Consider the following 24322-nt stretch of genomic DNA (forward strand, 5'->3'; position numbering starts at 1 on the left):
TAATCAAAACTTCATAAAGTAGCATCATGTGTCACCGAATAATATTTCAGTTCTATCAGATCATTGGGCATGGGTTTGCTGTTCCAGGATGAATGGATGGCCAGTGCTGCTCCCATCGCAGTAGCCTGCGCCATAGAGGCAGCAAAGATTTCAATATCGGGAAACAGTGCGGCCAGCAGGTTCATATAGATGGCGTTTTTACTGAACCCACCGTCAACGAATATACGTTTTACACGGGCGCCCTTCAATACCCTGCTGGTAGCGATGTATTGCTGATTGGCAATATCCAGCATCAGCTGATGATAGGCTTCAATATCTGAAGAAAAAGTACCGAGATCACGCTGTCCGAATACAGATGCCTGCATCCCCTGCTTGTTGGCCTCCGGTTGCGGCGTATCCTGTTTATTCCTTTCTTTCAGCTGGCGGATGATGCTGCCGTCATACTCAACCCCGCGATACCTGCCGGTATGCTGATCAAAATGGGCGGCAATACGTTTTACCTGTTGCTCATGCTCATAACCGGCAAACAGCCGGGAAGCCTTTACCGGCTTACCCTGGAAGGACATATAACATAAACAGTCTGCTTCCAGTTCTTCCGGTGTAAGTGGTGTATCGTTAAATGGATTTAAGCTGATGCACCAGGTGCCGGTAGATATGAGTATAAAGGGCTCATGAAAATTTACCAGGTAAGGAATCAGTGCAGCGGAGCTGTCGTGCAGCCCGGTGCCTACTGCGTAGCTGTTGCCCGGAAAGGCGGCGGGCATTACTTCCCCGGAAGAAAAAAGAGGCGCCAGCTTTTCCAGCACCCCTTCCTTTATTAACCACGAATGATAATTGTTTTGTTTAAAATCCCACAGGTTGGTATGACAACCAATGCTGGTGATATCTGAGCAGGCTACACCCGACAGCAGGAAACTCATGTATTGCGGCAGGTGCAGTGCATACTTCATACGACTGAATACTTCCGGCTGTTCGTACTTCAGCCGGTATAACTGCATGCCTGAGTTGAGGCTTCCCAATACCGGTGACGCCGTTTGCACAGAGAAGGCAGTTTTGCCGCCATAGTTACTGTAAAACTGCTGACTCAATTCCTCCGGATATTCTTTCAGGTAATTATACAACGGAGTTAATGGGCGCCCTTCTTCATCAATGTACACCAGGCTTGCGCCATAGGTTGAAAAGTTGATCGCTTTAATCGTTACATCTTTTCTGCTGAATACTTCTCTCAGGGAATCAAATACGGAGAGCCGTAGGCTTTCCAGGTTTTCACAGGGCGCGCCATCTTCATCCACGGTTTCCGTAAAACGGGCTGTCCGCTCAAAGATGATCCGGTACTGTTCATCAAAGAGAAACAGTTTCTTGTTGGTTTTTCCAACATCAAAAATAGCAATAACGGGAATTTCGGTCATAAACACGTTTAAATTACAAACCAGTCGCCATTGTTTTAGCGCCTCTTTCACGGATCAGGTGTTCTCTCACTTTTTCAGCACGATACAAAGCTAACGGATTCAATGCGCCGCCGGCCTGTATCCTGGCGGCAGCCACCAGGGAGCGCACATCTGTGCGGAACGCCTGCTGCAATATTTCCTGCGCGGTAACCACATCGTTGTTCTGTTGTGCGGCCAGCAGTTTCTTACGGTCTACCAGCAACGCCTGCGCGTAGGTGATCATGATCGCTTCTACTGATTGCAGCAGATCTTCCAGCGGATCCTTCACGTTATGTGAGGCATCTATCATCCAGCCCAGGTCGGTCGTATGATTCATACCGCGGGCATCCATTCCTTCCACCAGTTCGTTGAAAATAAGGAACAGCTGGTAGGGTTTGATGCTGCCTACGGTGAGGTCATCGTCGCCATACTTGGAATCATTGAAATGGAAGCCGCCGAGTTTACCTTCCATCAGCAGCAGGGCTACAATCTGTTCAATGTTGGCATTGGGCAGGTGATGTCCGAGATCTACCAGTGTATAGGCTTTGGGGCCCAGTTTATTGGCGTAGAGGAGCGACTGTCCCCAGTCGCCCACTGTGGTGGAATAAAAATTAGGTTCTGCGGCTTTGTATTCCACGAATATCTTCCAGTGATCCGGCAGTGCCGCATAAATTTCCTGCAGCCCTTCCAGCGTGTTCTGGAAAGCATGGCGGAAATTCAGCTGACCGGGGAAGCACGAACCGTCGGACAGCCACACGGTGAGTGCATCAGAGCCCAGTTCTATACCATGACGGATCACTTCTATGTTATGTTCAATGGCTTGTTTGCGGATGTCTTTATTCACATGCTGCAGCGAGCCGAATTTATAGCTCCACTTCTGCCCCGGCTGATCCTGGAAGGTGTTGGAGTTCATCGCATCAAAGCGGAGGCCGTGTTGTGCAGCCATTGCTTTGATATGCGCAGGATTGGAGGGAATATCCCAGGGGATATGCAGCGAAATGGCGCCGCTGGATTGGTTTAGCTGATGAATCAACCCTATGTCTTCGATCTTTTCTTCCAGGTTCCGGGGTTCACCGCCACCGGGGAAACGGCCAAAGCGGGTACCACCGGTTCCGAGCGCCCAGCTGGGAATGCCCACCTGGAAAGCGATCAGCTGCTGCAATATTTCAGGCACATTTTTAATTTCCCCGGAGAGATATTCAAATGCACGCTGCTGCGCGGCCATTCCGGCCTGATTATGTTCTTCTATCCTGTATTTTTCGATTCTCATGATGATCTTTTTTAACGCAGATAAAACGATATTTTTATCTCACAAAAGCCATTGCTACTCCACCATCCACATTCAGCACGTTGCCGGTAGCCTTGTTGAGTAATCCGCCCACAAAAGCATAGCAGGCGTTGGCGATATCTTCCGGTACAATGATTTCATTCAGCAGGGTGCGTTTTGCATAGAATGCAGGCAGTTCTTCCACCTTTACACCATATGCTTTAGCACGGCCTTCTGCCCATGCGCCGGCCCATATTTTACTATCGGAAATCACTGCATCAGGATTTACTACGTTCACGCGTATACGATCTTTACCCAGTTCAGCGGCATTAAGACGGCTCAGGTGCAGTTGCGCTGCCTTGGCTGACCCATACCCCGCATTGTTAGGACCGGAAACTAATGCGTTTTTACTAACGATGTTCAGCACATCTCCGCCGGTGTCCTGCTTGCGCATGATTTCTACGCCGGTTTGTGTAACGAGGAACTGTCCTTTTACCAGTACATCGTACAGCAGGTCCCAGTCTTTTTCCGTATGATCTTCCAATGGTTTGGAGATCGACAGTCCGGCGCAGTTTACAATGATATCCACCCCGCCGAAGGCCAGTACCGCGGTGTTAAAGGTTTTATGAATAGATGCGGAATCGGTCACATCGAGCAGGTCGGCAGCAAATACATCTTTTCCGTACAGTTTATTAAACTCTTCGGTGGCAGATGCCAGTCGTTGTGCATCATTATCATTGATCACCACTACGGCGCCTTCTTCTGCAAACTTTTTAGCGATGGCTTTACCGATACCGCCGGCGCTGCCGGTTACCAGGGCAATTCTGCCGGTAAGCGCTTTCGGCTTTGGCATGCGTTGCAGCTTGGCTTCTTCCAGCAACCAGTATTCAATATTAAATGCTTCCTGCCGTGGCAGGGAGGTGTATTCAGAGATGGCTTCCGCGCCTTTCATTACATTGATGGCGTTGATATAAAACTCAGCGGCCACCCTGGCGGTTTGTTTATCTTTTGCGAAGGTGAACATGCCTACGCCGGGATACAGGATCACCACGGGGTTAGGATCGCGCATGGCCGGGCTGTTGGGATGTTTACAGGTATCGTAGTATTCTTTATACATTTCCCGGTAGGCGGTAAATAATGGCGCCAGGGATGTTTTTATGGTGGCTACATCTTTCAGGTCGGCGTCCGGCAGAAGGTTCAGCACCAGCGGGCTGATCTTCGTGCGCAGGAAGTGATCGGGGCAGCTGGTACCCAGCGGCGCGAGCCTGTCGAGATCATTGGAGTTAATAAATTCAAGCACTCTCGCATCGTCGGTAAAATGACCAACCATTTTCTGCTGAGAAGAGCAGTATCCGCGTAAAACCGGCGCCAGTTCAGCGGCCTGGGCTTTACGAAGGTCGGGCGACAATGATTGTATCTTAGCGCCGCCAAACACGGGTTTATTACGACCGGTATTTTCCTGCAGGTATTCCGCGCAGCGTTCAATTACTTCCAGGGTATTGATATAACTTTCGTAAGCAGTGTCGCCCCAGGTGAACAGGCCGTGAGAGCCCAGCATGATACCACGGATACCGGGATTTTCGTCGAGGCATTGCTTTAACTGCAATCCGAGGTCAAATCCGGGCTTTTGCCAGGGTACCCAGCCAATGGTGCCATTAAACAGCTCCTGCGTGATTTTCCGGCCGTCTTTTGCCGCTGCAATAGCAATGGCAGCATCCGGATGGAGGTGATCGATATGTTTAAAGGGAAGAAAACCATGCAGAGGGGTATCAATGGAGGGCGCTTTTGAACTAAGATCGTAAATGCAGTGATTGAACAATTCCACCATTTCATCTTCATGCGCTATTCCCCTGTAAATATTCTGCAGGCTGCGGAGACGATCTACATACAGGGCAGCGAGGCCACTTTTCCTGAGCGTGCCCAGGTCCCCGCCGGAGCCTTTTACCCACATCACCTCTACCGGTTCTCCCGTTAAAGGATCTTTTGCGGTGGCTTTACAGGAGGTGTTGCCACCGCCGTAGTTGGTCAACCGGAGATCTGCGCCGAGTAAATTGGAACGATAGATCAGCAAGGCTACTTCATCACCAGCCATAGCAGCGGCTGTTGCTTCATCCCATAAATAGCTGACATGCCTGAATTGCGTAGTAGTTCCATCTAAAGACATACTCTATAATTTTTACGTTTTAAATTGCGATAATGCTGAGGGTTAATTTTCTAAAGAATTACCATATCCGACCAGGATTACAGAAAGAATAATGGTGAATATACCCAGGGAGATAGTAACGAATGTTTTTTTACTGGCATTTTTCCATTCCTTCAGCACAAAGCCCCACATACCGGAAATCAGGATAATAAAAGCCATGTGCAGGATCCAGGAGCTGGCATCATTGCCCAGTTTACTTTCTCCCATTCCATAAAAAAAGAATTGCAGGAACCAGGTAGTACCCGCGATTGCTGCAAATAAATAGTTCCTTACCAGCGGGGTGCTTTTGTTCGTATAGTCATTAAATGAGCGGTTACGCCTGTTGAGCAGCATGCACCAGATAAAATTGGTGGTGAGCCCTCCCAGCATAATCACTACAAAAATAACATTGTTCCGGAACAAAGGATTGGCATTGTTGGCTACCGCTGCCTTACCCATACTGCTGCCGGCAGTAATGGCAAAACTCATGCAGGCGCTCAGTATACCGGAAACAATGGCTACCGCCAGCCCTTTACGGAGGTCAAATTCGAGGATGCTTTCAGTTTTCTGTTCACCTGTAAGCTCCTTTTCCTTGAGCATACCCGCTCTTCCGCAAATAGCAATACCCACCAGGCATACCGCCACACCGGATAGTACATACAAGCCCCTGCTGCTGTGCAGCATAGCGCCCAGCGTATTGGGGTCGTCTGTAAACAAACCACGGTAAATGGGCGGTATCAGTGCACCAAAGGCGGAACAAAAGCCTAATGCTACCGCCATTCCCAGCGACATGCCGAGGTAACGCATGGATAACCCGAAGGTTAAACCGCCGATCCCCCACAATACGCCCAGGAAATAAGTCCAGAAAAGAATGGTGCCTTCCGTATTACGGATAATATCCATAAAACCGGGAACGGTTAACCAGGCAGCTACCAGCGGTACCACCAGCCAGGAGAAGATCCCGCCTACAATCCAGTAACTTTCCCAGCTCCATCCCTTTACCTTTTTGTAAGGGATATAGAAACTTCCCGATGCGAACCCACCTATAAAGTGAAATAAAACTCCCAGTAAAGCCTGCATAATGATATAGTAATTTGTAACGTGGAGATTAAAGTTTCATAAAAATAAAGCATGTACTTTTTTAAACTGTCATGGACTGTCATGGTTCCGGCCGGAGATAGCATTTATAAAATTAAATCACTATCATTGCCGGGAAAAGAGCCATGTTATAACCTGATAGCTAATTCCACGGATTAATACCTGATGAGCCATGAAACAACATCCGATTTTTAAATACCTTTTTATTGATGATTTTTCTGCTACGCCTAAATATTACCAGCTGGCCAACTCTATCATCAAAGCTATTGTAGACAAAAAAGTGCAGCAGGATGATATACTGCCGTCCATCAATGAAGTCAGTTACGCCTTTGAAATTTCGAGGGATACCGCAGAGAAAGCATACAAATACCTGAAGGGACTGGGTATCCTGGGGTCCGTTCCCGGAAAAGGCTACTATGTGTCGCAAACCAATCTTGACCAGCAATATAAGATACTGCTCCTGTTCAACAAACTGAGCGAGCACAAAAAAATCATCTATGATTCGTTTGCAGACAAGCTGGGGGAACAGGCCAATATCGACTTCTATATTTATAACAGCGATTTCAGTCTCTTTAAAAAACTGTTGTCACAAAATATCAATGAATATACACATATTGTGATACTTCCGCACTTCCGGGAAAGATGGGAGCATGTTGATGAAGTGATCAATACCATCCCGAAAGAGAAACTGATCCTGCTGGATAAAAAGCTGAAAGGCGTAACCGGCGAATACGGCGCAGTATATGAAAATTTCCAGGAAGATATTTACGGCGCGCTGGAACAGGCCAGGGACAAGCTGCAGCAATACCACACCATTAAAATCATTTACCCCGACAATACCTATTACCCGGAAGAAATTTACGAAGGGTTTATGCAGTTCTGCCAGAACTATGCTTTTAACAGTAAAAAGGTAGAAGAAATAGGAGAAGAAGATATCCAGCCGGGAGATGTATATATTAACCTGCGGGAAAACGACCTGGTATTGCTGATAGAAAGGATCATTTCCTTAAACCTGAAGATAGGCAAAGATGTAGGGATCATTTCCTATAACGAAACACCTTTGAAGAAATTTATCCTCAACGGCATCACCACCATTTCCACCGACTTTAAATGTATGGGAGAAATGGCGGCACAGCTCATCCTGGATAATTCCCGTGCACAGATAGAAGTACCGTTTTATGTAACCATGCGGGCATCTTTGTAATTAACTTACCTTTGGGTCATAAAAACGGAACAACATGGACACACCAGGCGCATCCAAAGACCCGCTGCACGGACTTACACTTGAAAAAATAGTGACACATCTTTATGAGAGCTATGGCTGGGAAGAACTGGGATACCAGGTAAGGATCAATTGCTTTATCAGCAATCCATCTGTGCAAAGCAGTTTAAAATTTCTCCGCAAAACGCCATGGGCACGTAAAAAAGTAGAGGATTTTTATGTGTATTCTTTACGGAAGAAGTTATTGAAATGATGTCCGGAACCGGACACCCTCCCTTCAAAACCGGACATTTTTAATCCTTCAATACCTCCTTATCTACTGAAAACCAGCATTTTAATATGATGGCATTTACTTAGCTGCAAGTACGGTCCATCCTATAAATTGAATTCCATGTTCAGCAGTTATATTAAAACAGCTTTCAGGACGATTACGCGGAATTTCAGCTATACATTTCTCAATGTATTTGGCTTAACACTTAGTATTGCCGCCTGCCTGATCATCTTTCTCATTGTAAAAAATGAGTTGAGTTATGACAGCTTCCACAAAAAAGCGGATCGTACTTATCGTGTTAATTTGCATGCACTCGATTATAATCCCAGTACCTCGCTGGCAGTAGTACCCGCCCTGCGCAACGACTTCCCCGAACTGGAGCAGGTGTCGCAATACTGGTACCAGATCACCGGGCTGGTAAAAGCGGGTGATACGCGGTACAATGAAAAAGGATTTGCCTTCGCAGATGCTTCTTTCCTTCAGATATTTGATTATCACTGGCTGGCCGGAGATCCGCGCACTGCCTTATCGGAACCCAACCAGGTGGTGCTCACACGAAGCATTGCCGGAAAATACTTTGGTACAAAAGACCCGATGGGCCAGGTAATTAACCTGAACAACCAGTTTAACCTTAAAGTAACCGGTGTTATTGAAGATTTGCCGGGCAATACCAGTCAGCCGTTTGTATTCCTGGCTTCCTACGAAACCATCAGGAAGGAAGTGCTGGCGCCGGCTGAGTTTTACAATATCAATGGTGGCAACGCTTTTGTGGTGCTGCCTGAGCACTACAACGTAGCAAAGTTACAGGCCAGGATGCCTGCCTTTATTACCAAAAACTGGGGCGCAGATGTCGCGTCAGGAGCAACCCTTTTATTGCAGCCGCTGAAAGAAATCCATTTTGACCAGCGTTACCTGGGTAACCCTGCCAGTCCTACCACCAACCGGGAAACCTATTGGGGCCTTGCGATGGTGGCACTGTTTATTATCATCACCGCCTGTATCAATTTCATCAATATGGCTACGGCGCAGGCTATACGCCGCGCAAAGGAAGTAGGCGTGCGTAAAGTGCTGGGGGCTTACCGTGGTCAGCTGATCCGTCAATTCCTGGGTGAAACCACTCTGCTGGTATTGATGGCTGTTGTGCTGGGAACCATAGCAGCAGGAGTTTTGCTGCCATTTGTAGCCACCTGGATGAACCTGAAGATCGGGGTATCGCAGTTAATGCAACCGCTAATTGTTGCGGTACTGGCAGCAATAACGGTAACGGTTATACTTTTAGCTGGCTTGTATCCTGCTTTTGTGCAGTCGGCCTTTGAACCGGCAACATCCCTTAAAAGCAATACGGGTATTACATTCCGGGGATTAGGATTAAGAAAGATATTGGTATCCACCCAGTTTGGCATTTCCCAGATACTGATTGCGGGCACGCTGATAGTTGGCTACCAGATGGACTTTCTCCAGAACCAGGACCTGGGCTTTAACAAAGATGCAGTTGTTTCTTTCCCGGTACCCGACAGGAACAAGCGGGATATTTTAAAGGAGCAATTGCTTGCCAATCCCGGTGTAGCACAGCTGAGCTTTGCCTCGGGCTCACCGGTGAACGGAAGCAACTTCAGCGGGTTCCGCTGCCCCGCGGTGGGACTTACTGAAAACGATGTAACCGAAGTAAAAGCGATCGACGAACACTATATGGACATGTTTTCGATACAGTTACTGGCAGGCGAAAAGATCCGCCCAGGCACAGATGCCGACACGCTTCGCAGGGTGCTTGTAAACGAAACAATGATCCATAAAATGGGGATTCAGAACCCGGAGAAAGCACTGGGAATACACTTTTACATCAACGATGGCCCTGCACTGATCACGGGTGTGGTGAAAGATTTCCAGAGTGAATCCCGGTATAAAAAGAGAAGACCTTGTATACTGGAATACAATGCCCGCGGTTTCGGAACGGCCAATATCCGGATCAAGCCCACTGATATGCGGAATACTATTGCAGGCATAGATAAATTATGGTCTGCATTATTTACAGAAAACCAGTTTGAGTATCAGTTCCTGGACGACCGCATCGCCAGCATGTATATACAGGAGCAAAAAATATACACCGCATTTAAGCTGTTTTCCTCCCTGGCCATCATCATTGGCTGCCTCGGATTGTATGGCCTGGTGGCCTTTGCAGCGGTGCAACGCACCAAAGAAGTAGGTATCCGTAAAGTATTAGGGGCTTCCCTTCTGAATATTGTCGGGCTATTTGCAAAAGAATTTATCCTGCTGATCTTTGTTTCCTTTTGCGTGGCGGCGCCTGTCGCCTGGTTTTTGATGACGCGCTGGCTGGACAATTTTGCTTATCAGACCCATATCGGTGGCGGTACTTTTCTTATTGCGATCTCGGTGTCTGTACTGATAGCGGGAGTCACTATTGCTTACCAGTCGGTGAAAGCCGGGCTGGTGAACCCGGTTAAAAGTTTGAGGGCGTAGCTACAAACGTCCACCATAATAAAAGCCATGTGTTATAGTTTGTTGCTTTGGGGTAACCAATGCGTTATACATCTCACAAAAATATAAAAGTATTATATAACAAAGAAAAAGGCATCCCGGCTATGCCAGGATGCCTTTAACGCCAAAGCGTTAACAGATTCTCTAATGGAGCCGCCCGGGTTAAACTAAATTAACCTTAGGTGTCCATGAATATTCTGTAGATAGCATGAATACCTCCTTTTCTTTGGTGAGTAATGAAACTACAACAAAATATCTGAATAAGAAAACGTTACGGAAAAAAAATAACATATCACCGCAGTGGTATTATGTAAATAGCTGTTATTGCTTCTTTATAACAGTTGGTAATAATATTTCCCGGATGTTTCTTTCAAAGAAATAAGCCCTGGGTATATCTTTTTCGCTGTAGCCGGCGTTCTCCATTACAACAAGACTGGTACGGGTTGCCGGATAGTAGAAATTGATGAGCGTAAATCCCATCTCCGGCATATACCCGGTGTGTCCCATCTCCTGCTTATCGTCGCTTACCACAATACCATAGCCGGTTCCTATAGCCCCGTATACGGTGTGCTGGCGGTGTTCCCAAACATGCGTCATCAACTGGTAGCAGCTGTCTTTCAGTAACTTTCCGCCATACAACAGTTCATTCCAGCGTACCAGGTCGCGGGCCGTGGACACCACGCCTGCACCTGCATAGTGCCAGTCGGGAATAGTATCCATACTTGCTTCCAGGCCACCAGAGGGCATTTCCCGGTAGCCTTTTACTGCTGGTGTATGCCCGGTAATGCCGGAGTGCGTCATACCTGATTTTTTAAACAAGGCAGCTGCCAACTCCGTATAGGGCTTACCGGTAGTACGTTCCAGTACGGATTTCAGCAGGGAATAACCGAAGTTGGAATAAGCGTATTTTGTTCCGGGCAGGAAGGCCAGCGGCGCATCAAACCACACCACGCCGGAAGTGTGATTGAGCAGCTGGTGGATGGTAATGCTGTCTGCCCAGCTATCTTTTATTTCAGGGAGATAGGAATGCAATGTTTGCTGTAGCTGGATACGTCCTTTTTCCACTTCCTGCAACACCATTACGGCCGTCATTTGCTTGGTAACAGACATAATGATAAACGGGTCGTTGATGTTCAGCGCCTGCTTTGTTTCGTGGTTGGCATAGCCATAGGCTTTGGCATACAGCGTTTTCCCGTTTTGTGTAATCAGTACTACCCCGTTGAACGGGCGGGGACTTTTGATCGTTAACAGGGAATCCAGCCTGGCGGAAAGTGACTGTTGTGCAGTAACCAATCCCGTTGCCAGTGCCAGGATGCCGGTAAGAATGAATAAACGGGTTTTCAACTTATTTCTTTTTTAATGCGGTAGCTATTGCTTTTTCCGCCAGTGGTCCCATCACAAGGTAGCCGGCTTTATTGGGATGCACGCCGTCATATGTCAGTTCGGCTTTCAGCCCTTTTCTTTCATCGGCCATTGCGGTGTAATAGTCCAGGTATACGCAGTTATTTTTGGCGGCGTAGTTTTTAAGGCGCTGATTCAGGTCGGCAATCTTCCCAACCGGCTCCAGTCCTTTACGCCACGGATAATCAAACGCCGGTATTACAGACGACAACACCACCCTGATACCGTTTGCTTTGGCCAGTTCCGCCATCGATACGATGTTACCAAAAATTGTTTCCACCGGGGTATAGCCGGTATTTCCCGCGATATCGTTGGTGCCCGCGAGGATCACTACTACTTTCGGTTTCAGGTTAATTACATCCGGGCGGAAGCGGATCAGCATCTGTGGCGTGGTTTGCCCGCTGATGCCGCGGTTGATATAGGGTTTGCCTTCAAAAAACTCAGGGTTCAGGTTTCCCCACCCGATGGTAATGGAATTTCCCATAAATACCACCCGCTGTTCGCCCGGTTTAGGCGCGCCCACCTGGGCGTTGGCTTCCTGGAAACATTTTAAACAGGCCCAATCCTGTTTCATCAGTTCTTCGTGTTGCTTCTTTTCTTTTGCGGCGGCATCAGCGTCCGTGGTATTCTGTGCAAAAGCCGTAGTGCCCAATATGGCAAACAGGGCTACCAGTTTCAGGCTTTTTCTGTTCATGATCATACATCAGATTTTTAACTGTCTGCATTTTAGCAAATGCAGTGGAAAGTAGCAATATTTTCCGGCTTTTACAAACGCCTCTTTCATAACAGTTAACAGGCTCCGATACAGGACAGTACAGGACAGTACAGGACGCAACAGGACAGGAATGTATTATTCTTCCGCTAAATTTATTTCCGTAAAGTAATGCCGTTTCATCAAACCAAATTCCACTCGTTATGATCAGAGCTTCTATCCTTTATCAAAAAGGATCTTCCTGCCTCGCACGTTTTGGCTTCACCTGTTCTGCCTTGTTATTCATCAGCACTTTCACCTATGCACAAAAGAATAACGTTGGCGGCCAGGTTACAGATGCCGGAACGGGCTCACCGCTTCCCAGTGTAACCGTTGGCGTTAAAGGTACCAGCCAGGGTGCATTCACTGATGCGAATGGCAGATATACCATTTCCGCCGCTCCGTCAGATTCTCTTGTTTTTAGCATAATCGGTTATGCAAGCAAAACTTACCATGTTGGTACCCGCACGCGCATCAGCGCACAGCTGGAACCAAGCAATAAAGTCCTTAACCAGGTAGTGGTTGTAGGTTATGGTACACAACAGAAAAAAGATGTAACAGGATCTGTTGGAATTGTTACCATGAGGAACATTAAAGACATGCCCGTTGCCGGTCCTGATCAGGCATTGGCCGGCCAGATTGCCGGTATCCAGGTGAGTACCTCCAACGGCATTCCCGGTGGTGGCCCGCAGGTACAGGTGCGCGGCATCGGCGCTGTGGGTGCTGGCAGCCAGCCACTGTATGTGGTAGACGGTTATCCGCTGGCGTCTTCTTCCGACCAGGTATCTGATCCAATGAACGCTATTAACCCGCAGGATATTGAATCCATGGCGGTGTTGAAAGATGCTTCTGCTACTGCTATTTATGGTTCAAGAGGCGCTAACGGCGTAGTATTGATCACTACTAAACGAGGCAGCTCCGGTATTCCACGCGTGCAGCTTTCTGCCAATTACGGCGTCCAGACTATTCCCGACAAAGGACGTCCAAACCTCATGAACGGACAGGAGTTTGCCCAGTTCAGAAAAGAAGCGATTGAGGATAATATCCGTTTCACCGAACATCGCGAACCTACGGATGCAGACATACCGGAAGTTTACCGTCATCCTGAACTGATCGGTAAAGGCACCGACTGGTTTGATGCCATTACACGCACAGCACCCATGCAGGATATTAACCTGAGCGTAAGTGGCGGTACCGATAAAATCAGGACTTATGTCTCTGCAGGTTATTACAACCAGGATGGGGTGATCATCAACTCCGGCTACAGGCGTTTTACCGTAAGAGCCAATGTAGACGCTAATCTCTCCGACAGATTTAAAGTAGGCTTCAACGTAGCGCCCTCTTACACCACCCGCAAAGGCAACACCAACGGAGAAGGCCGCGAAGGCGTTTTCGGTATTGCCAGCCCGATAGAGCCTATCTATAAAGCAGATGGCAGCTATAATGAATATATCCAGAGTCCCGGTACTTTTGGTTTGCCTAACCCGGTAATGATGCTCAATGAGGTAACCAACAAATCCAAGAGCACCCGTATTCTTTTTAATACTTACGGAGAATATGAAATTATAAAGAACCTGAAATTTAAATCCACCTTCAACGTAGATTACCAGGAAGGTAGTGCCGAATACTTCCGGCCCTCCACCATTGGTAATACCAATGCGGCACCGCCAAGTATTCCTTCCGGAGGTTACATCACCGGGAATTACCTGAACTGGCTGAATGAAAACACACTCACTTACCAGTACAACAGCAACAGCGGGCATGCTATTACCGGTTTGCTGGGATACAGTGTACAGTCACAGAAGGAACAAAATGTGGGTATCAATGCGGCCAACTTCCCGGATGATGATATCAAAACCATCAACGGCGCAGCTACTCTCACCAATAATCCTAATGTAACTGATAAAACAGAATGGGCATTATTGTCTTACCTGGCCAGGGTAAACTACGCTTATAAAGATAAATACCTGGTAACGGCTACTGTGAGAAGTGATGGCTCCTCCCGCTTTGGTCCCAACAACCGCTGGGGTACCTTCCCGTCTGTAGCGCTGGGATGGCGTGTTTCACAGGAAGATTTTATGAAGTCGTCCCGTGTATTCAGCGACCTGAAAGTAAGGGCTTCCTATGGTTTCTCCGGGAACTTCAATATCGGTAACTACACCTACATGAGCAGCATCGGTACCAGCGATTATGTACTGGGTGGTGCGCTGAATGGCGGCCGTGTAATGAACACGCTTGGCAATCCAAATCTCGGATGGGAAAGAATGCGTGAATTAAATATAGGCGTTGACGTTGGTTTGCTCAAAGACCGCATCTACCTGACTATCGATGCTTATAAAAGAAATACACAGGACCTGCTGTTAAACGTGGAAGTACCGCAGTCCAGCGGCTTTACCACCGTAACTGAAAACAGTGGCGATATGGAAAACAAGGGACTGGAAATTGGTATCTCTTCCCGTAACATGGAAACCAAATCTTTCACCTGGACCACCAACTTTAACATTGCCTTCAACCGCAACAAAGTGCTGGCATTGGGAAAAGACAATGCCCCTATCTATTCCGGCAACAGCAGTGAAGGTAATCCTACCAATGTGAGCATTGTTGGCCAGCCGCTGGCAATGTTGTATGGATATGTATTTGACGGCATTTACCAGAACCAGGCAGAAGTAGATAAAGGCCCTGCTTTCCCCGGCGCAATTCCAGGTAATATCCGCTTCAAGGATATCAATGGTAATGGCGTGATCAATCCGCGGGAAGACTTTGCCATCATCGGTAATCCTTACCCCGACTTCAACTGGGGCTTAACCAACATCCTGAATTACAAAAAATTTGACCTGCGTGTATTGGTAGTGGGCTCTATGGGCGCCGACCGCTTACATGCCACCAATGATTACAACGGTAATATTGACGGCGTATTTAACGTACGGAAAGATGTAGCTAACAGGTGGAGATCAGAATCCAACCCCGGCAATGGCAAAGTGCCTACCACCAACGGTTCCGGCCGTGGCAGGGTAATGTATCGTGACGTAAGTTCACTGACGGTAGAAAAAAACAACTACGCATGGGTGAAAAATATTACGCTGGGCTACAGTCTTCCTAAGATGGGATTTGTGGAAAGCGCCAGGGTATATGTAAGTGTGCAGAATGCCATCCTGTTTACCAACTACAGCGGCAACCCTGAAGTAACCAACTACATGGGCAAAGGCGGAAGCGGCGCGCTGGTACCTGGTATCGACTATTCCAGTTACCCGGTTCCAAGAATTTATTCACTGGGCGCCAACCTCTCCTTTTAATTCAGTCAAAAAAAGAATAGCAACATGAAAACTAAGATACCTTTTATCGCGCTGCTTGCGATCGCACTGAATGGATGTAACAACATGCTGGATGTAAAGCCAAATTCTTTCTCCAGCGGATCTAACTATTATACTACTGAAGCACAGGTACTCCGTGCCGTGAACGGCTGCTACGGCGTGTTACAGCAATTTTATACCGGCGACTACTGGGCGATGGCTGAAATGCGCGCAGATAATACCAACTACCAGTACGATGAAAGCGACCGTGGCGCACAGCAACGGGAAGAGATCGATGAGTTCCTGATCACTCCCACCAACAACTACGTGAACAATGTATGGACACAGATATACAAGAACATACAGCAATCCAACGTGATCATTACCCGCATTGACGGCGTTAAATTTTCCAACGAAGCAACTAAAAAACAGTATCTCGGTGAAGCTAAATTCCTCCGGGCCCTGTACTACTTTCACCTGGTGCGTCTTTTCGGCGGTGTGCCACTGCTGGTGAAAGAAGTGGCAAGCCCGGATGAAGCTTCCACCCCGAAGAAAGCCACCGTGGAAGAAGTATATGCACAGATCATTGCGGATGCCACAGAAGCCGCGGCCAATCTACCTGCCAGCTACTCCGGCGGAGACATCGGCCGTGCTACCAAAGGCGCTGCGCTGACGCTGCTTGGAGAAGTATACCTGACAATGAAAGATTATCCAAAGGCAGTAACCACCCTGCAACAGGTAACCACACTGAACTATTCACTGGTAGATAACTATGCAGATAATTTTGATCCGGCGAAGAAGAACAATTCAGAATCTATTTTTTCGGTACAGTATAACTCCGGTATTGAAACAGAAAGTAGCAACTACATTTTCAATTTCGGTCCACGCAACGGTAAAAAAGATCTGACCGGCTTCAATGGTAACCTGGGCGGCGTGAACATGCCTACTCCCAGTATTGTAAACGCGTATGAAGCAAAGGATAAAAGAAAGGATGCATCTATTTTTATGTACTCCAGTCCTACCAACGCTGCTTTTGCAGAATCAATTGCCTTTGGTGGCAAGTTACCGCTCATCCGGAAATTCTATCATCCGCCATATGCGCTTGATGGCCGCGCCAATGAAAACTGGCCCGTATACCGCTACTCACAGGTATTGCTGATGCTGGCAGAAGCAATCAACGAAACCGGCACCGGTAATCCGCTGCAGTATATCAATCCTGTGCGTCAACGCGCAGGGCTGGATCCTTTGCCTGCTTTGAGCCAGAGCGCTTTCCGTGATGCTGTTTTCCAGGAGGTGCGTGTAGAACTTGCCTTTGAAGACAATCGCTGGTACCAGTTATTACGCACCGGCAAAGCCGTTTCCGTAATGACTGCCCATGGTATAGAAGAAAAGAAAAGGCTCACCAGGCTCAGCCCGGCATCATATAACATACAGCCGTTCCAGTTATTATTTCCAATTCCTGAAAGAGAAATCAGGTTGAATGGATTTGAACAAAATACCGGCTGGTAAAAAAAGTTAGAAAAACGGGAAAACGTTTACTATATTACTAACAGCTATAGTAAACGTTTTCCCATATCAATAGTATCAACTCAGGAACCTATTCAAGATTATATTATGACCACGTCACGTAAAAGAGCTTTCCCGCTGCTGTTGCTGGTTTCCACCGTTCTGATGACCGGTGTGGCCTGCAATAACGGAAACGACTCAACGTCAGAGCCAAAGCTAACCGGCAATCCGAAAATCGATGCCCTGAAATTACCTGATAATTTTAAGGCAGAGCGGTTGTACAGTCCGGGCGACAACAATCAGGGCTCCTGGGTATCTATGACCTTTGACACCAAAGGCCGCATGATCGTGTCCGATCAATATGGTTTTCTTTACCGGTTGCAGCTCCCTGCTGTAGGGGAAGATTCTGCCAAACTGAAAATTGAACAACTCAAAATCGGCAATGATACTTCTACACAAAAAGTATCTATGGGCTATGCACAGGGATTGCTGTATGCCTTCAACAGCCTGTATGTAATGGTGAATCACAACAGTGATGACCGTTTCGACAAAGGCAGCGGCTTGTATCGTTTACAGGATACCAATGGCGATGATCAGTTTGATAAGATCACGCTGCTGAAAACGCTGGATGGCGAAGGAGAACACGGACCACACAGCATTGTATTATCTCCGGATAAAAAATCCATCTATGTGATCGCCGGTAATTTTACCAAAATTCCGGAGATGAATAACTACAAGGTGCCTCCATCGTGGAACATCGATAACGTGTTACCATTTATCAAGGACCCTAACGGTCACGACAATACGGTGAATACACATGGCGGATGGATTGCGCATATCGATTCTACCGGTACCAACTGGGAACTCATCAGCTCCGGCTACCGCAACCCTTTCGATCTTACCTTTAATGATGCCGGTGATATGTTCACTTATGATTCAGATATGGAATGGGATTTTGGTACTCCCTGGTACCGCCCTACCCGCATCTGCCAGGTAACCAGCGGCAGTGAATACGGATGGCGCCCGGGTACAGAGAAATGGTCGCCTGCCTATCCTGATAACTTACCACCCTTACTGAACATTGGCCAGGGCTCCCCTACCAACCTGATCTATGGCGGTAATGCAAAGTTCCCGGAGAAATACCGCAAATCATTATTTGCATTCGACTGGAGCTTTGGTATCATCTACGCCATCAGTTTGCAGCCGGATGGCGCCTCTTACAGAGCAGGTGCAGAAGAATTCCTGTCGGGTTCACCACTGCCGTTAACAGACGGTGTGATTGGTCCTGACGGCGCTTTGTATTTCCTGACCGGTGGCCGCAGACTGGAGTCTGATCTGTATCGTGTATATTATAAAGACAATAAAGAAGATAACGAACCTTTGGCCGTAACTCCTCCAACAGAAGGCGCTAACATCCGCAAACAACTGGAAGCCTATCACGGCGGTGCAAAAGAAGGAGCCGTTGATTTTGCATGGCCTTACCTGAAAAACAGTGATCGCTTTATCCGCTTTGCAGCAAGGATAGCCATAGAAAATCAACCGGTGAGCCAGTGGCAGAACAAAGTGTTACAGGAGAAAGATCCTGAAACACTGATCCAGGGAACGATTGCGCTGGCACGCCAGGGCAAGGAAGATGTAAAGAAATTGCTGCTGCCGCAACTGATGACGATCAACTATGCGCAGTTATCGCCTTCCCAGCAGATTGACCTGTTGCGCGCTTTTGAACTGGTGTTTGTACGCATGGGTAAACCCGATGCAGAACAATCGGCACAAATAGCCGCCTATCTCGATCCGCAGTATCCCGCCAGCACCAACGATCTGAACAGATCACTGAGTAAAGTGCTGGTATACATTAATGCACCCAATGCTGTAGAAAAAACAATGGCATTGCTGGCCAGCGCCAAAGATGATACCGCTGCTGCTAAAACGGCCATGAAATCAGCCGATCTGATCATGCGCAATCCGCGGTATGGACTGGACATTGCCGGTATGTTATCCAAGATGCCGCCATTGCAGCAAACCTGGTACGCAACCGTGTTAAGCCAGGCTAAAAGCGGCTGGACACCTGAATTACAGGAACAATATTTCCACTGGTTCTACGATGCTTTCTCTTATAAAGGCGGACATAGTTTTATTGGCTTTATCAATGACGCCAGGAAAAATGCACTGGCCAATGTGCCGAAAAAAGAGTTTGCTCATTTCAACAAGATCTCCGGCGACTCCCTGTTAAACAGTGGCGGTAACCTCGCAGCAGGTTTCGCACAACCGAAGGGGCCGGGCAGAAACTGGAATTTGGAAGAAGCGCTTAAAGTAGTGGACAGCGCTACTACCAAGCGTGATTTTGAACAGGGCCGGGCGATGTTTGCCACGGCGTTGTGCAGCTCCTGTCATGGTATGCGCGGTGAAGGCGGCGTAGCCGGACCGGATCTAACGCAGCTGGGTACACGTTTTTCCAATAAAGATATCCTCGAAGCCATTATTGAACCCAGCAAAACCATCTCTGACCAGTACGAAGCCACTGTGTTTTCTTTGAAGAATGGCAGCACCGTAGTAGGACGACTGGTAAGCCAGGACAAAGATAAGTATGTGATTTCCCAGAATCCGTTTGCCACACAGGATCAGCGGGAACTGCTGAAGAAAGATGTGACCGGAACAAAAGCATCCAAAGTTTCTGTAATGCTGCCGGGATTAATTAACCGTCTTAATGAAGATGAGCTGCGTGACTTGATGGCTTATCTGAAATCCGGCGGCAACAAACAGGATTCCATTTTCCTTGCTTCCAAGCAGATGGGTCGTAAATAATTTTTTTCCGGAAGATAAATAACGCGCGGATGGCATTTAATAATCAGTCGTGGCAACATAAACTCTCGAATCATTTTCAGCTGGGAGGTATAGAAACGGCGGTGCTGGACAATGGCCCCGGAAGGGGCACCCGCATCGCCTGGATCAATACCGGAACCGGGTTACGTTATAAGGTGGTCATCGACCGGGCCATGGATATTGCGGATGCGTTTTATCATCAGCATAGCCTGGCCTGGTTAAGTCATGGCGGTATTACTGCACCTACGCGCGGGGCGAACAAAGGTTTGGACTGGCTCCAAACCTTTGGCGGTGGATTGATAACCACCTGCGGACTGATGCATGTGGGCGGCCCTGAAACCGATGAATATGGAGAGCGCGGGCTGCATGGCCCTATCAGTAATACGCCTGCTGAAATTGTTTCCATCATACAACCCGACCCCGTGGCTGGACAGATGGGAATGAGCATTACCGGCATCATGCTGCAAACCAGTGTGCTCGGTGCCAAGCTGATGCTGAAACGTACTATTTCCGGTACACTGGGCAAAGCAGAGATCCGGGTGCATGATGAAGTGATGAACCGGGGCAATATCACGGCGCCGCATATGTTGTTATATCATTTCAATTTCGGGTGGCCGCTGGTAGATGAAGGTGCGGATATCTGCTGGAAGGGGAACTGGATTCCCCGGGAAGGCAATCCGGATCACATTTTTAATGCAGATCACAATTATAAAAAATGCCTCGCGCCGCTGGACAGTCACGCTGGCGGCGGCGAAGAAGCCGCGATCATTGATCCGGTTGCAGATACCGGCGGATGGTGTACCTGTGGTGTCCACAACGCTGCGCTGCAACTGGCATTTTCGCTGCGGTTTAAAAAAGCGCAGTTGCCGGTGCTCACCAACTGGCAGCACTGGGGTAAAGGCGAATATGTGATGGGGCTGGAACCCGGCACCCATCCACCTACGGGCCAGGCAAAAGCCCGCAGGGAAGGTACGCTGCTATTTATGGAACCGGGCGAACGCCGCGGATATGAATTGCAGATAAACCTGTTACATACCAACGAAGACATCAAATCATTTCTCACTGATCTTTTATAATCATCATTTTAAAGCTCATGGAAAAAACAAGCTTAGCAGAAAAAGCACTCGAACAGGGACAAGGGATTCTCCGACTGGCACCAAACTGGGTACCCAGATCATTTTGTGTGCCAGGACGGCGGATCAAATTACACCCGGACGATTATTACGTACTGGGAGGCGAACGTGGCGGCATCGACGAACGTTGGCTGTCGTCCACCACTCCGGCGAAGAACGGCCCTTTAACAGGCGAAAATGAAGGTTTAAGCATGGTGGTGGTAAGTGATGGCAGCGGCACACAGCAATTTTTACTGAAAGATGCCATCAGCGAATTAAAAGATAAACTGATCGGGAAACGTTTATGGGATACCTATGGCGCCTGGCCGATGTATTCCAAATTCTTTGATAACATGGGACCACTCCCCCATCATATTCATCATAACGATGAAAAGGCAGCGCTGATCGGACAGGCCGGCAAGCCCGAAGCCTATTACTTTCCGCCGCAGCTGAATAATCATGGCGGTGATTTCCCTTATACTTTCATGGGTATTGCGCCCGGCACCACCCGCGAACAGATTAAGGAATGCCTGCTGAACTTTACCAAAGGCGATAATAAAATCACGAACTACTCACAGGCTTACAAGCTGGAACCCGGCACCGGCTGGGATGTTCCGCCGGGACTGCTGCATGCACCGGGTAGTTTGTGTACCTACGAACCACAGAAAGCCTCCGACGTATTCGCCATGTACCAGTCGCTCGTAAACGAAGCCATCGTTCCGGAAGTACTGCTCTGGAATGGTACGCCCAAAGAAAGCATCGGCGATTACGACGCCCTGATGGACGTGATCGACTGGGAACTGAACGTGGATCCCAACCAGTTCCAGAACCGCTTTATGCCACCCAAAACGGCAGCTAACGGGGAAGGTTATACGGAGAACTGGGTATGTTATAAATCAGATGCTTTCAGCGCCAAAGAACTGACCGTAGCGCCCGGCGCAACAGTAGTTATTAAAGACGCCGCCGCCTATGGCATTATCCTGATGCAGGGACATGGCAAAATGGGTGTGTGGGATATTGATACGCCGGCACTGATCCGCTACGGACAATTAACCAACGATGAGTTTTTTATCAGCGAAGCAGCGGCTACTGCAGGAGTGAAAATTGTAAACCACTCTTCTACCGATCCGATTGTAATGCTGAAACATTTTGGTCCGGGTAACCCCGACCTCGTGTTGTAATCTGTTAAAAACTACGTTATGAAAGATAATAATTATCCAAAACTGCACAATGCCATCTGGCCGGGCATTGTAGGAAAAGGAGATGGTGCAGAACCCATCATTTCATTTGATACGCTGCTGGAAATGACCGCTAACGCAGATGTGAACGGCGTTAAGTTTGACGGTATCGACATTGGGTTGTTTGATCCGCATGTATCCGCAGACAGCTCAGACGATGACCTGAAAAGACTGGTAGAAAAAGTATCTTCCTATAATCTGGAGATAGGCAGCCTCGTGGCGCCGATCTGGCCTCCCAGCGGTGGTTCCGCCATGGGCAGCAAAGAAGACAGGGCAAAATTTGTAGAGCAGGTGCGGAAGTCGTGCCACGTAGGCAAACGGCTCCGTGACCTCGGTATCCGGCCAAACGGCGTAGTACGCATCGACTCCGCCTGCAGTCCGGAAGACTGGTCCAAAGATCCCACCGGCAACACCAGTCTGATTGCACAAACGTTCCGCGAAGCCTGTGACGTAGCCGCTGACTATGGCGAAAAACTTGCCGCAGAAGGTGAAATCTGCTGGGGTGGCATGCATAGCTGGAAAGCCATGCTGGATACCCTGGAGGCGGTAGACCGTCCCAATATTGGGTTCCAGGCCGATATGTCGCATACGTTCCTGTACCTGCTGGGGTATAACAGCCCGGAAGACAGGATACTGCCGGCAAACTTTGAGTGGAGCGACCGCGAAGCAATCAAAGCAGGGCTCCGGAAACTTACACATGCCCTTCGTCCGTGGATGATCGATTTCCATGTGGCGCAGAATGATGGTACGGTGCACGGCACCGGCTCTCACGATAAAACCGGCCGTCACTGCCTGGCTACTGATCCCAACGGGAAACTGAATATTGCGGAAGATGCCGGCTTCTGGCTGCGCGACGACAAAGGCGAACTCACAAAAGCGGTGAAACATATCTGCTGGGATGGTTGTATGTTCCCCAACGCCGTGATGACCCAGGCGAAAACCTGGAACGATATCCTCGCCGCCATGATCGCTGTAAGGCAACAACACGGCTGGCAGGAATAGTTTTTTAATTAATAATCCGTGACAACTATGACAACAAAGAAAGAACTGAGGATAGGATTAATAGGATGTGGTTTTATGGGCAGAACCCACTCCAACGGCTACCTGCGTGTGAAAAACTTCTTCCCGGAACTGGCTTATCAGCCGGTGCTGAAAGCAGTATGTTCCCGCACAGAAAGTAAGGCCAAAGCATTTGCAGCGCAATGGGGATATGAATCCGTAGAAACGGACTGGAAAGCCCTCATTGCACGCGATGATATAGACGCAGTAGACATTTGCACGCCCAACGACAAACACGCTGAAATAGCTATTGCAGCAGCTGCTGCAGGCAAAATGATCCTCTGCGAAAAACCGCTGGCACGTACGCTGGAAGAGTCGGCCGGGATGGTAGACGCCATTGAAAAAGCAGGCGTGCCTAATACCGTGTGGTACAACTACCGCCGGTTACCGGCTGTTACCCTTGCCAAACAGATCATCGACTCCGGCAAGCTGGGTCGCATTTTTCACTACCGTGCCAACTTCCTGCAGGACTGGACCATTAACGCCAACCTGCCACAGGGCGGCGAAGGGTTGTGGCGTATGGATGCAGATGTAGCCGGTTCCGGCGTAGTGGGCGACCTGCTCTCCCATTGCATTGACACCGCGTTGTGGCTGAACGGTAGCATCACCACCGTAACCGCCATGACCGAAACGTTTGTAAAAGAACGCATGCATCAGCTCACCGGCAAAGTGGAAAAAGTAAACATCGATGATGCCTGCTCCTTCCTGTGCCGCTTCAGCAACGGTTCTCTCGGCCTCTTTGAATCAACCCGTTATGCACGCGGACATAAAGCGTTATATACGTTTGAAATCAACGGTGAAAATGCTTCCATCCGCTGGGACCTGCACGACCTGAACCGGCTGGAATACTTTGATAACGCAGACGCCTCTACGGTGCGCGGATGGCGCTCTATCCACGTAACGGACGGCGATCAGCCATATATGGATAAATGGTGGGTACCCGGGCTGGGCATTGGCTACGAACATTCTTTTGTACACCAGGTAGCTGATTTTCTGAAAAGCCTGGAAACCGGTGCGCCCTGTTCTCCTACTTTTAAAGAAGCGCTGGAAACGCAAAAAGTGTGTGAAGCCGTACTGGATTCAGCAGCTTCCGGTTCCTGGAAAGATACCAATGCTGCCTAACTACCGGTAACGGTTATACGCATCATGTTTACTATCTCCCCCGGATATACGAAAAAATAC

16 protein-coding genes are annotated in these 24322 nt (G+C 48.4%); 10 read left to right on the forward strand and 6 right to left on the reverse strand.

Annotated elements, in window-relative coordinates; all coding sequences use genetic code 11:
- Positions 1-11: 11 nt before the first annotated feature.
- Genes B5Z18_RS23765 through rhaT form a run of 4 tightly spaced genes read right to left on the reverse strand, consistent with a single transcriptional unit; the run spans position 12 to position 5956 of the window.
- A complete protein-coding gene (locus tag B5Z18_RS23765; protein ID WP_079472022.1) occupies positions 12-1409 on the reverse strand; it encodes an FGGY-family carbohydrate kinase in 1398 nt (465 codons plus the stop codon).
- Between the two features lie 13 nt (positions 1410-1422).
- Entirely contained in the window at positions 1423-2697 is a 1275-nt protein-coding gene (locus tag B5Z18_RS23770) for a sugar isomerase (RefSeq protein ID WP_079472023.1), read from the reverse strand.
- A 34-nt stretch (positions 2698-2731) separates the two neighbouring features.
- Positions 2732-4858, reverse strand: a complete 2127-nt coding sequence (locus B5Z18_RS23775) for a bifunctional aldolase/short-chain dehydrogenase (protein WP_079472024.1) — start codon at positions 4856-4858, stop codon at positions 2732-2734.
- Between the two features lie 42 nt (positions 4859-4900).
- Entirely contained in the window at positions 4901-5956 is a 1056-nt protein-coding gene (rhaT, locus tag B5Z18_RS23780) for an L-rhamnose/proton symporter RhaT (protein WP_079472025.1), read from the reverse strand.
- A gap of 190 nt (positions 5957-6146) precedes the next feature.
- Here rhaT and B5Z18_RS23785 point away from each other — a divergent pair, with 190 nt between their 5' ends.
- The 3 genes from B5Z18_RS23785 to B5Z18_RS23795 all read left to right on the forward strand — a co-directional run bounded on the left by B5Z18_RS23785 (position 6147) and on the right by B5Z18_RS23795 (position 9945).
- The gene (locus B5Z18_RS23785; RefSeq protein ID WP_079472026.1) at positions 6147-7178 is read left to right on the forward strand and encodes a GntR family transcriptional regulator; all 1032 of its coding nucleotides are present in this window, start codon (positions 6147-6149) and stop codon (positions 7176-7178) included.
- A 34-nt stretch (positions 7179-7212) separates the two neighbouring features.
- On the forward strand, positions 7213-7449 hold the full coding sequence (locus tag B5Z18_RS23790; protein ID WP_079472027.1) for a VF530 family protein: 237 nt from the start codon (positions 7213-7215) through the stop codon (positions 7447-7449).
- Between the two features lie 138 nt (positions 7450-7587).
- Positions 7588-9945: an ABC transporter permease gene (locus B5Z18_RS23795; RefSeq protein ID WP_079472028.1), complete on the forward strand. Its 2358-nt coding sequence runs from the start codon at positions 7588-7590 to the stop codon at positions 9943-9945.
- A gap of 339 nt (positions 9946-10284) precedes the next feature.
- Here B5Z18_RS23795 and B5Z18_RS23800 read toward each other — a convergent pair whose 3' ends face one another.
- Positions 10285-11307, reverse strand: a complete 1023-nt coding sequence (locus B5Z18_RS23800; protein WP_079472029.1) for a serine hydrolase domain-containing protein — start codon at positions 11305-11307, stop codon at positions 10285-10287.
- A gap of 1 nt (position 11308) precedes the next feature.
- Positions 11309-12064 (reverse strand): SGNH/GDSL hydrolase family protein, encoded by a 756-nt coding sequence (locus B5Z18_RS23805; protein WP_200817329.1) that lies wholly within the window; start codon positions 12062-12064, stop codon positions 11309-11311.
- A 215-nt stretch (positions 12065-12279) separates the two neighbouring features.
- Between B5Z18_RS23805 and B5Z18_RS23810 the strand changes: the two genes are divergently transcribed.
- From B5Z18_RS23810 to B5Z18_RS23840, 7 genes are all read left to right on the forward strand, one after another.
- Positions 12280-15408: a SusC/RagA family TonB-linked outer membrane protein gene (locus B5Z18_RS23810; RefSeq protein ID WP_079472030.1), complete on the forward strand. Its 3129-nt coding sequence runs from the start codon at positions 12280-12282 to the stop codon at positions 15406-15408.
- A 24-nt stretch (positions 15409-15432) separates the two neighbouring features.
- Entirely contained in the window at positions 15433-16914 is a 1482-nt protein-coding gene (locus tag B5Z18_RS23815) for a RagB/SusD family nutrient uptake outer membrane protein (protein ID WP_079472031.1), read from the forward strand.
- A 105-nt stretch (positions 16915-17019) separates the two neighbouring features.
- The gene (locus B5Z18_RS23820) at positions 17020-19713 is read left to right on the forward strand and encodes a c-type cytochrome (RefSeq protein ID WP_079472032.1); all 2694 of its coding nucleotides are present in this window, start codon (positions 17020-17022) and stop codon (positions 19711-19713) included.
- Positions 19714-19742: 29 nt separating this feature from the next.
- The gene (locus B5Z18_RS23825; RefSeq protein ID WP_079472033.1) at positions 19743-20807 is read left to right on the forward strand and encodes an aldose 1-epimerase family protein; all 1065 of its coding nucleotides are present in this window, start codon (positions 19743-19745) and stop codon (positions 20805-20807) included.
- A gap of 17 nt (positions 20808-20824) precedes the next feature.
- Positions 20825-22024, forward strand: coding sequence for a class I mannose-6-phosphate isomerase (locus B5Z18_RS23830; RefSeq protein WP_079472034.1), 1200 nt, complete (start codon positions 20825-20827; stop codon positions 22022-22024).
- Positions 22025-22042: 18 nt separating this feature from the next.
- A complete protein-coding gene (locus B5Z18_RS23835) occupies positions 22043-23083 on the forward strand; it encodes a sugar phosphate isomerase/epimerase family protein (protein WP_079472035.1) in 1041 nt (346 codons plus the stop codon).
- 27 nt (positions 23084-23110) lie between these two features.
- Positions 23111-24262, forward strand: coding sequence for a Gfo/Idh/MocA family protein (locus B5Z18_RS23840; RefSeq protein WP_079472036.1), 1152 nt, complete (start codon positions 23111-23113; stop codon positions 24260-24262).
- Positions 24263-24322 lie beyond the last annotated feature (60 nt).

Origin of the sequence: Chitinophaga ginsengisegetis, assembly GCF_900168065.1 — a bacterium.
In the GTDB taxonomy this organism is placed as follows: domain Bacteria; phylum Bacteroidota; class Bacteroidia; order Chitinophagales; family Chitinophagaceae; genus Chitinophaga; species Chitinophaga ginsengisegetis.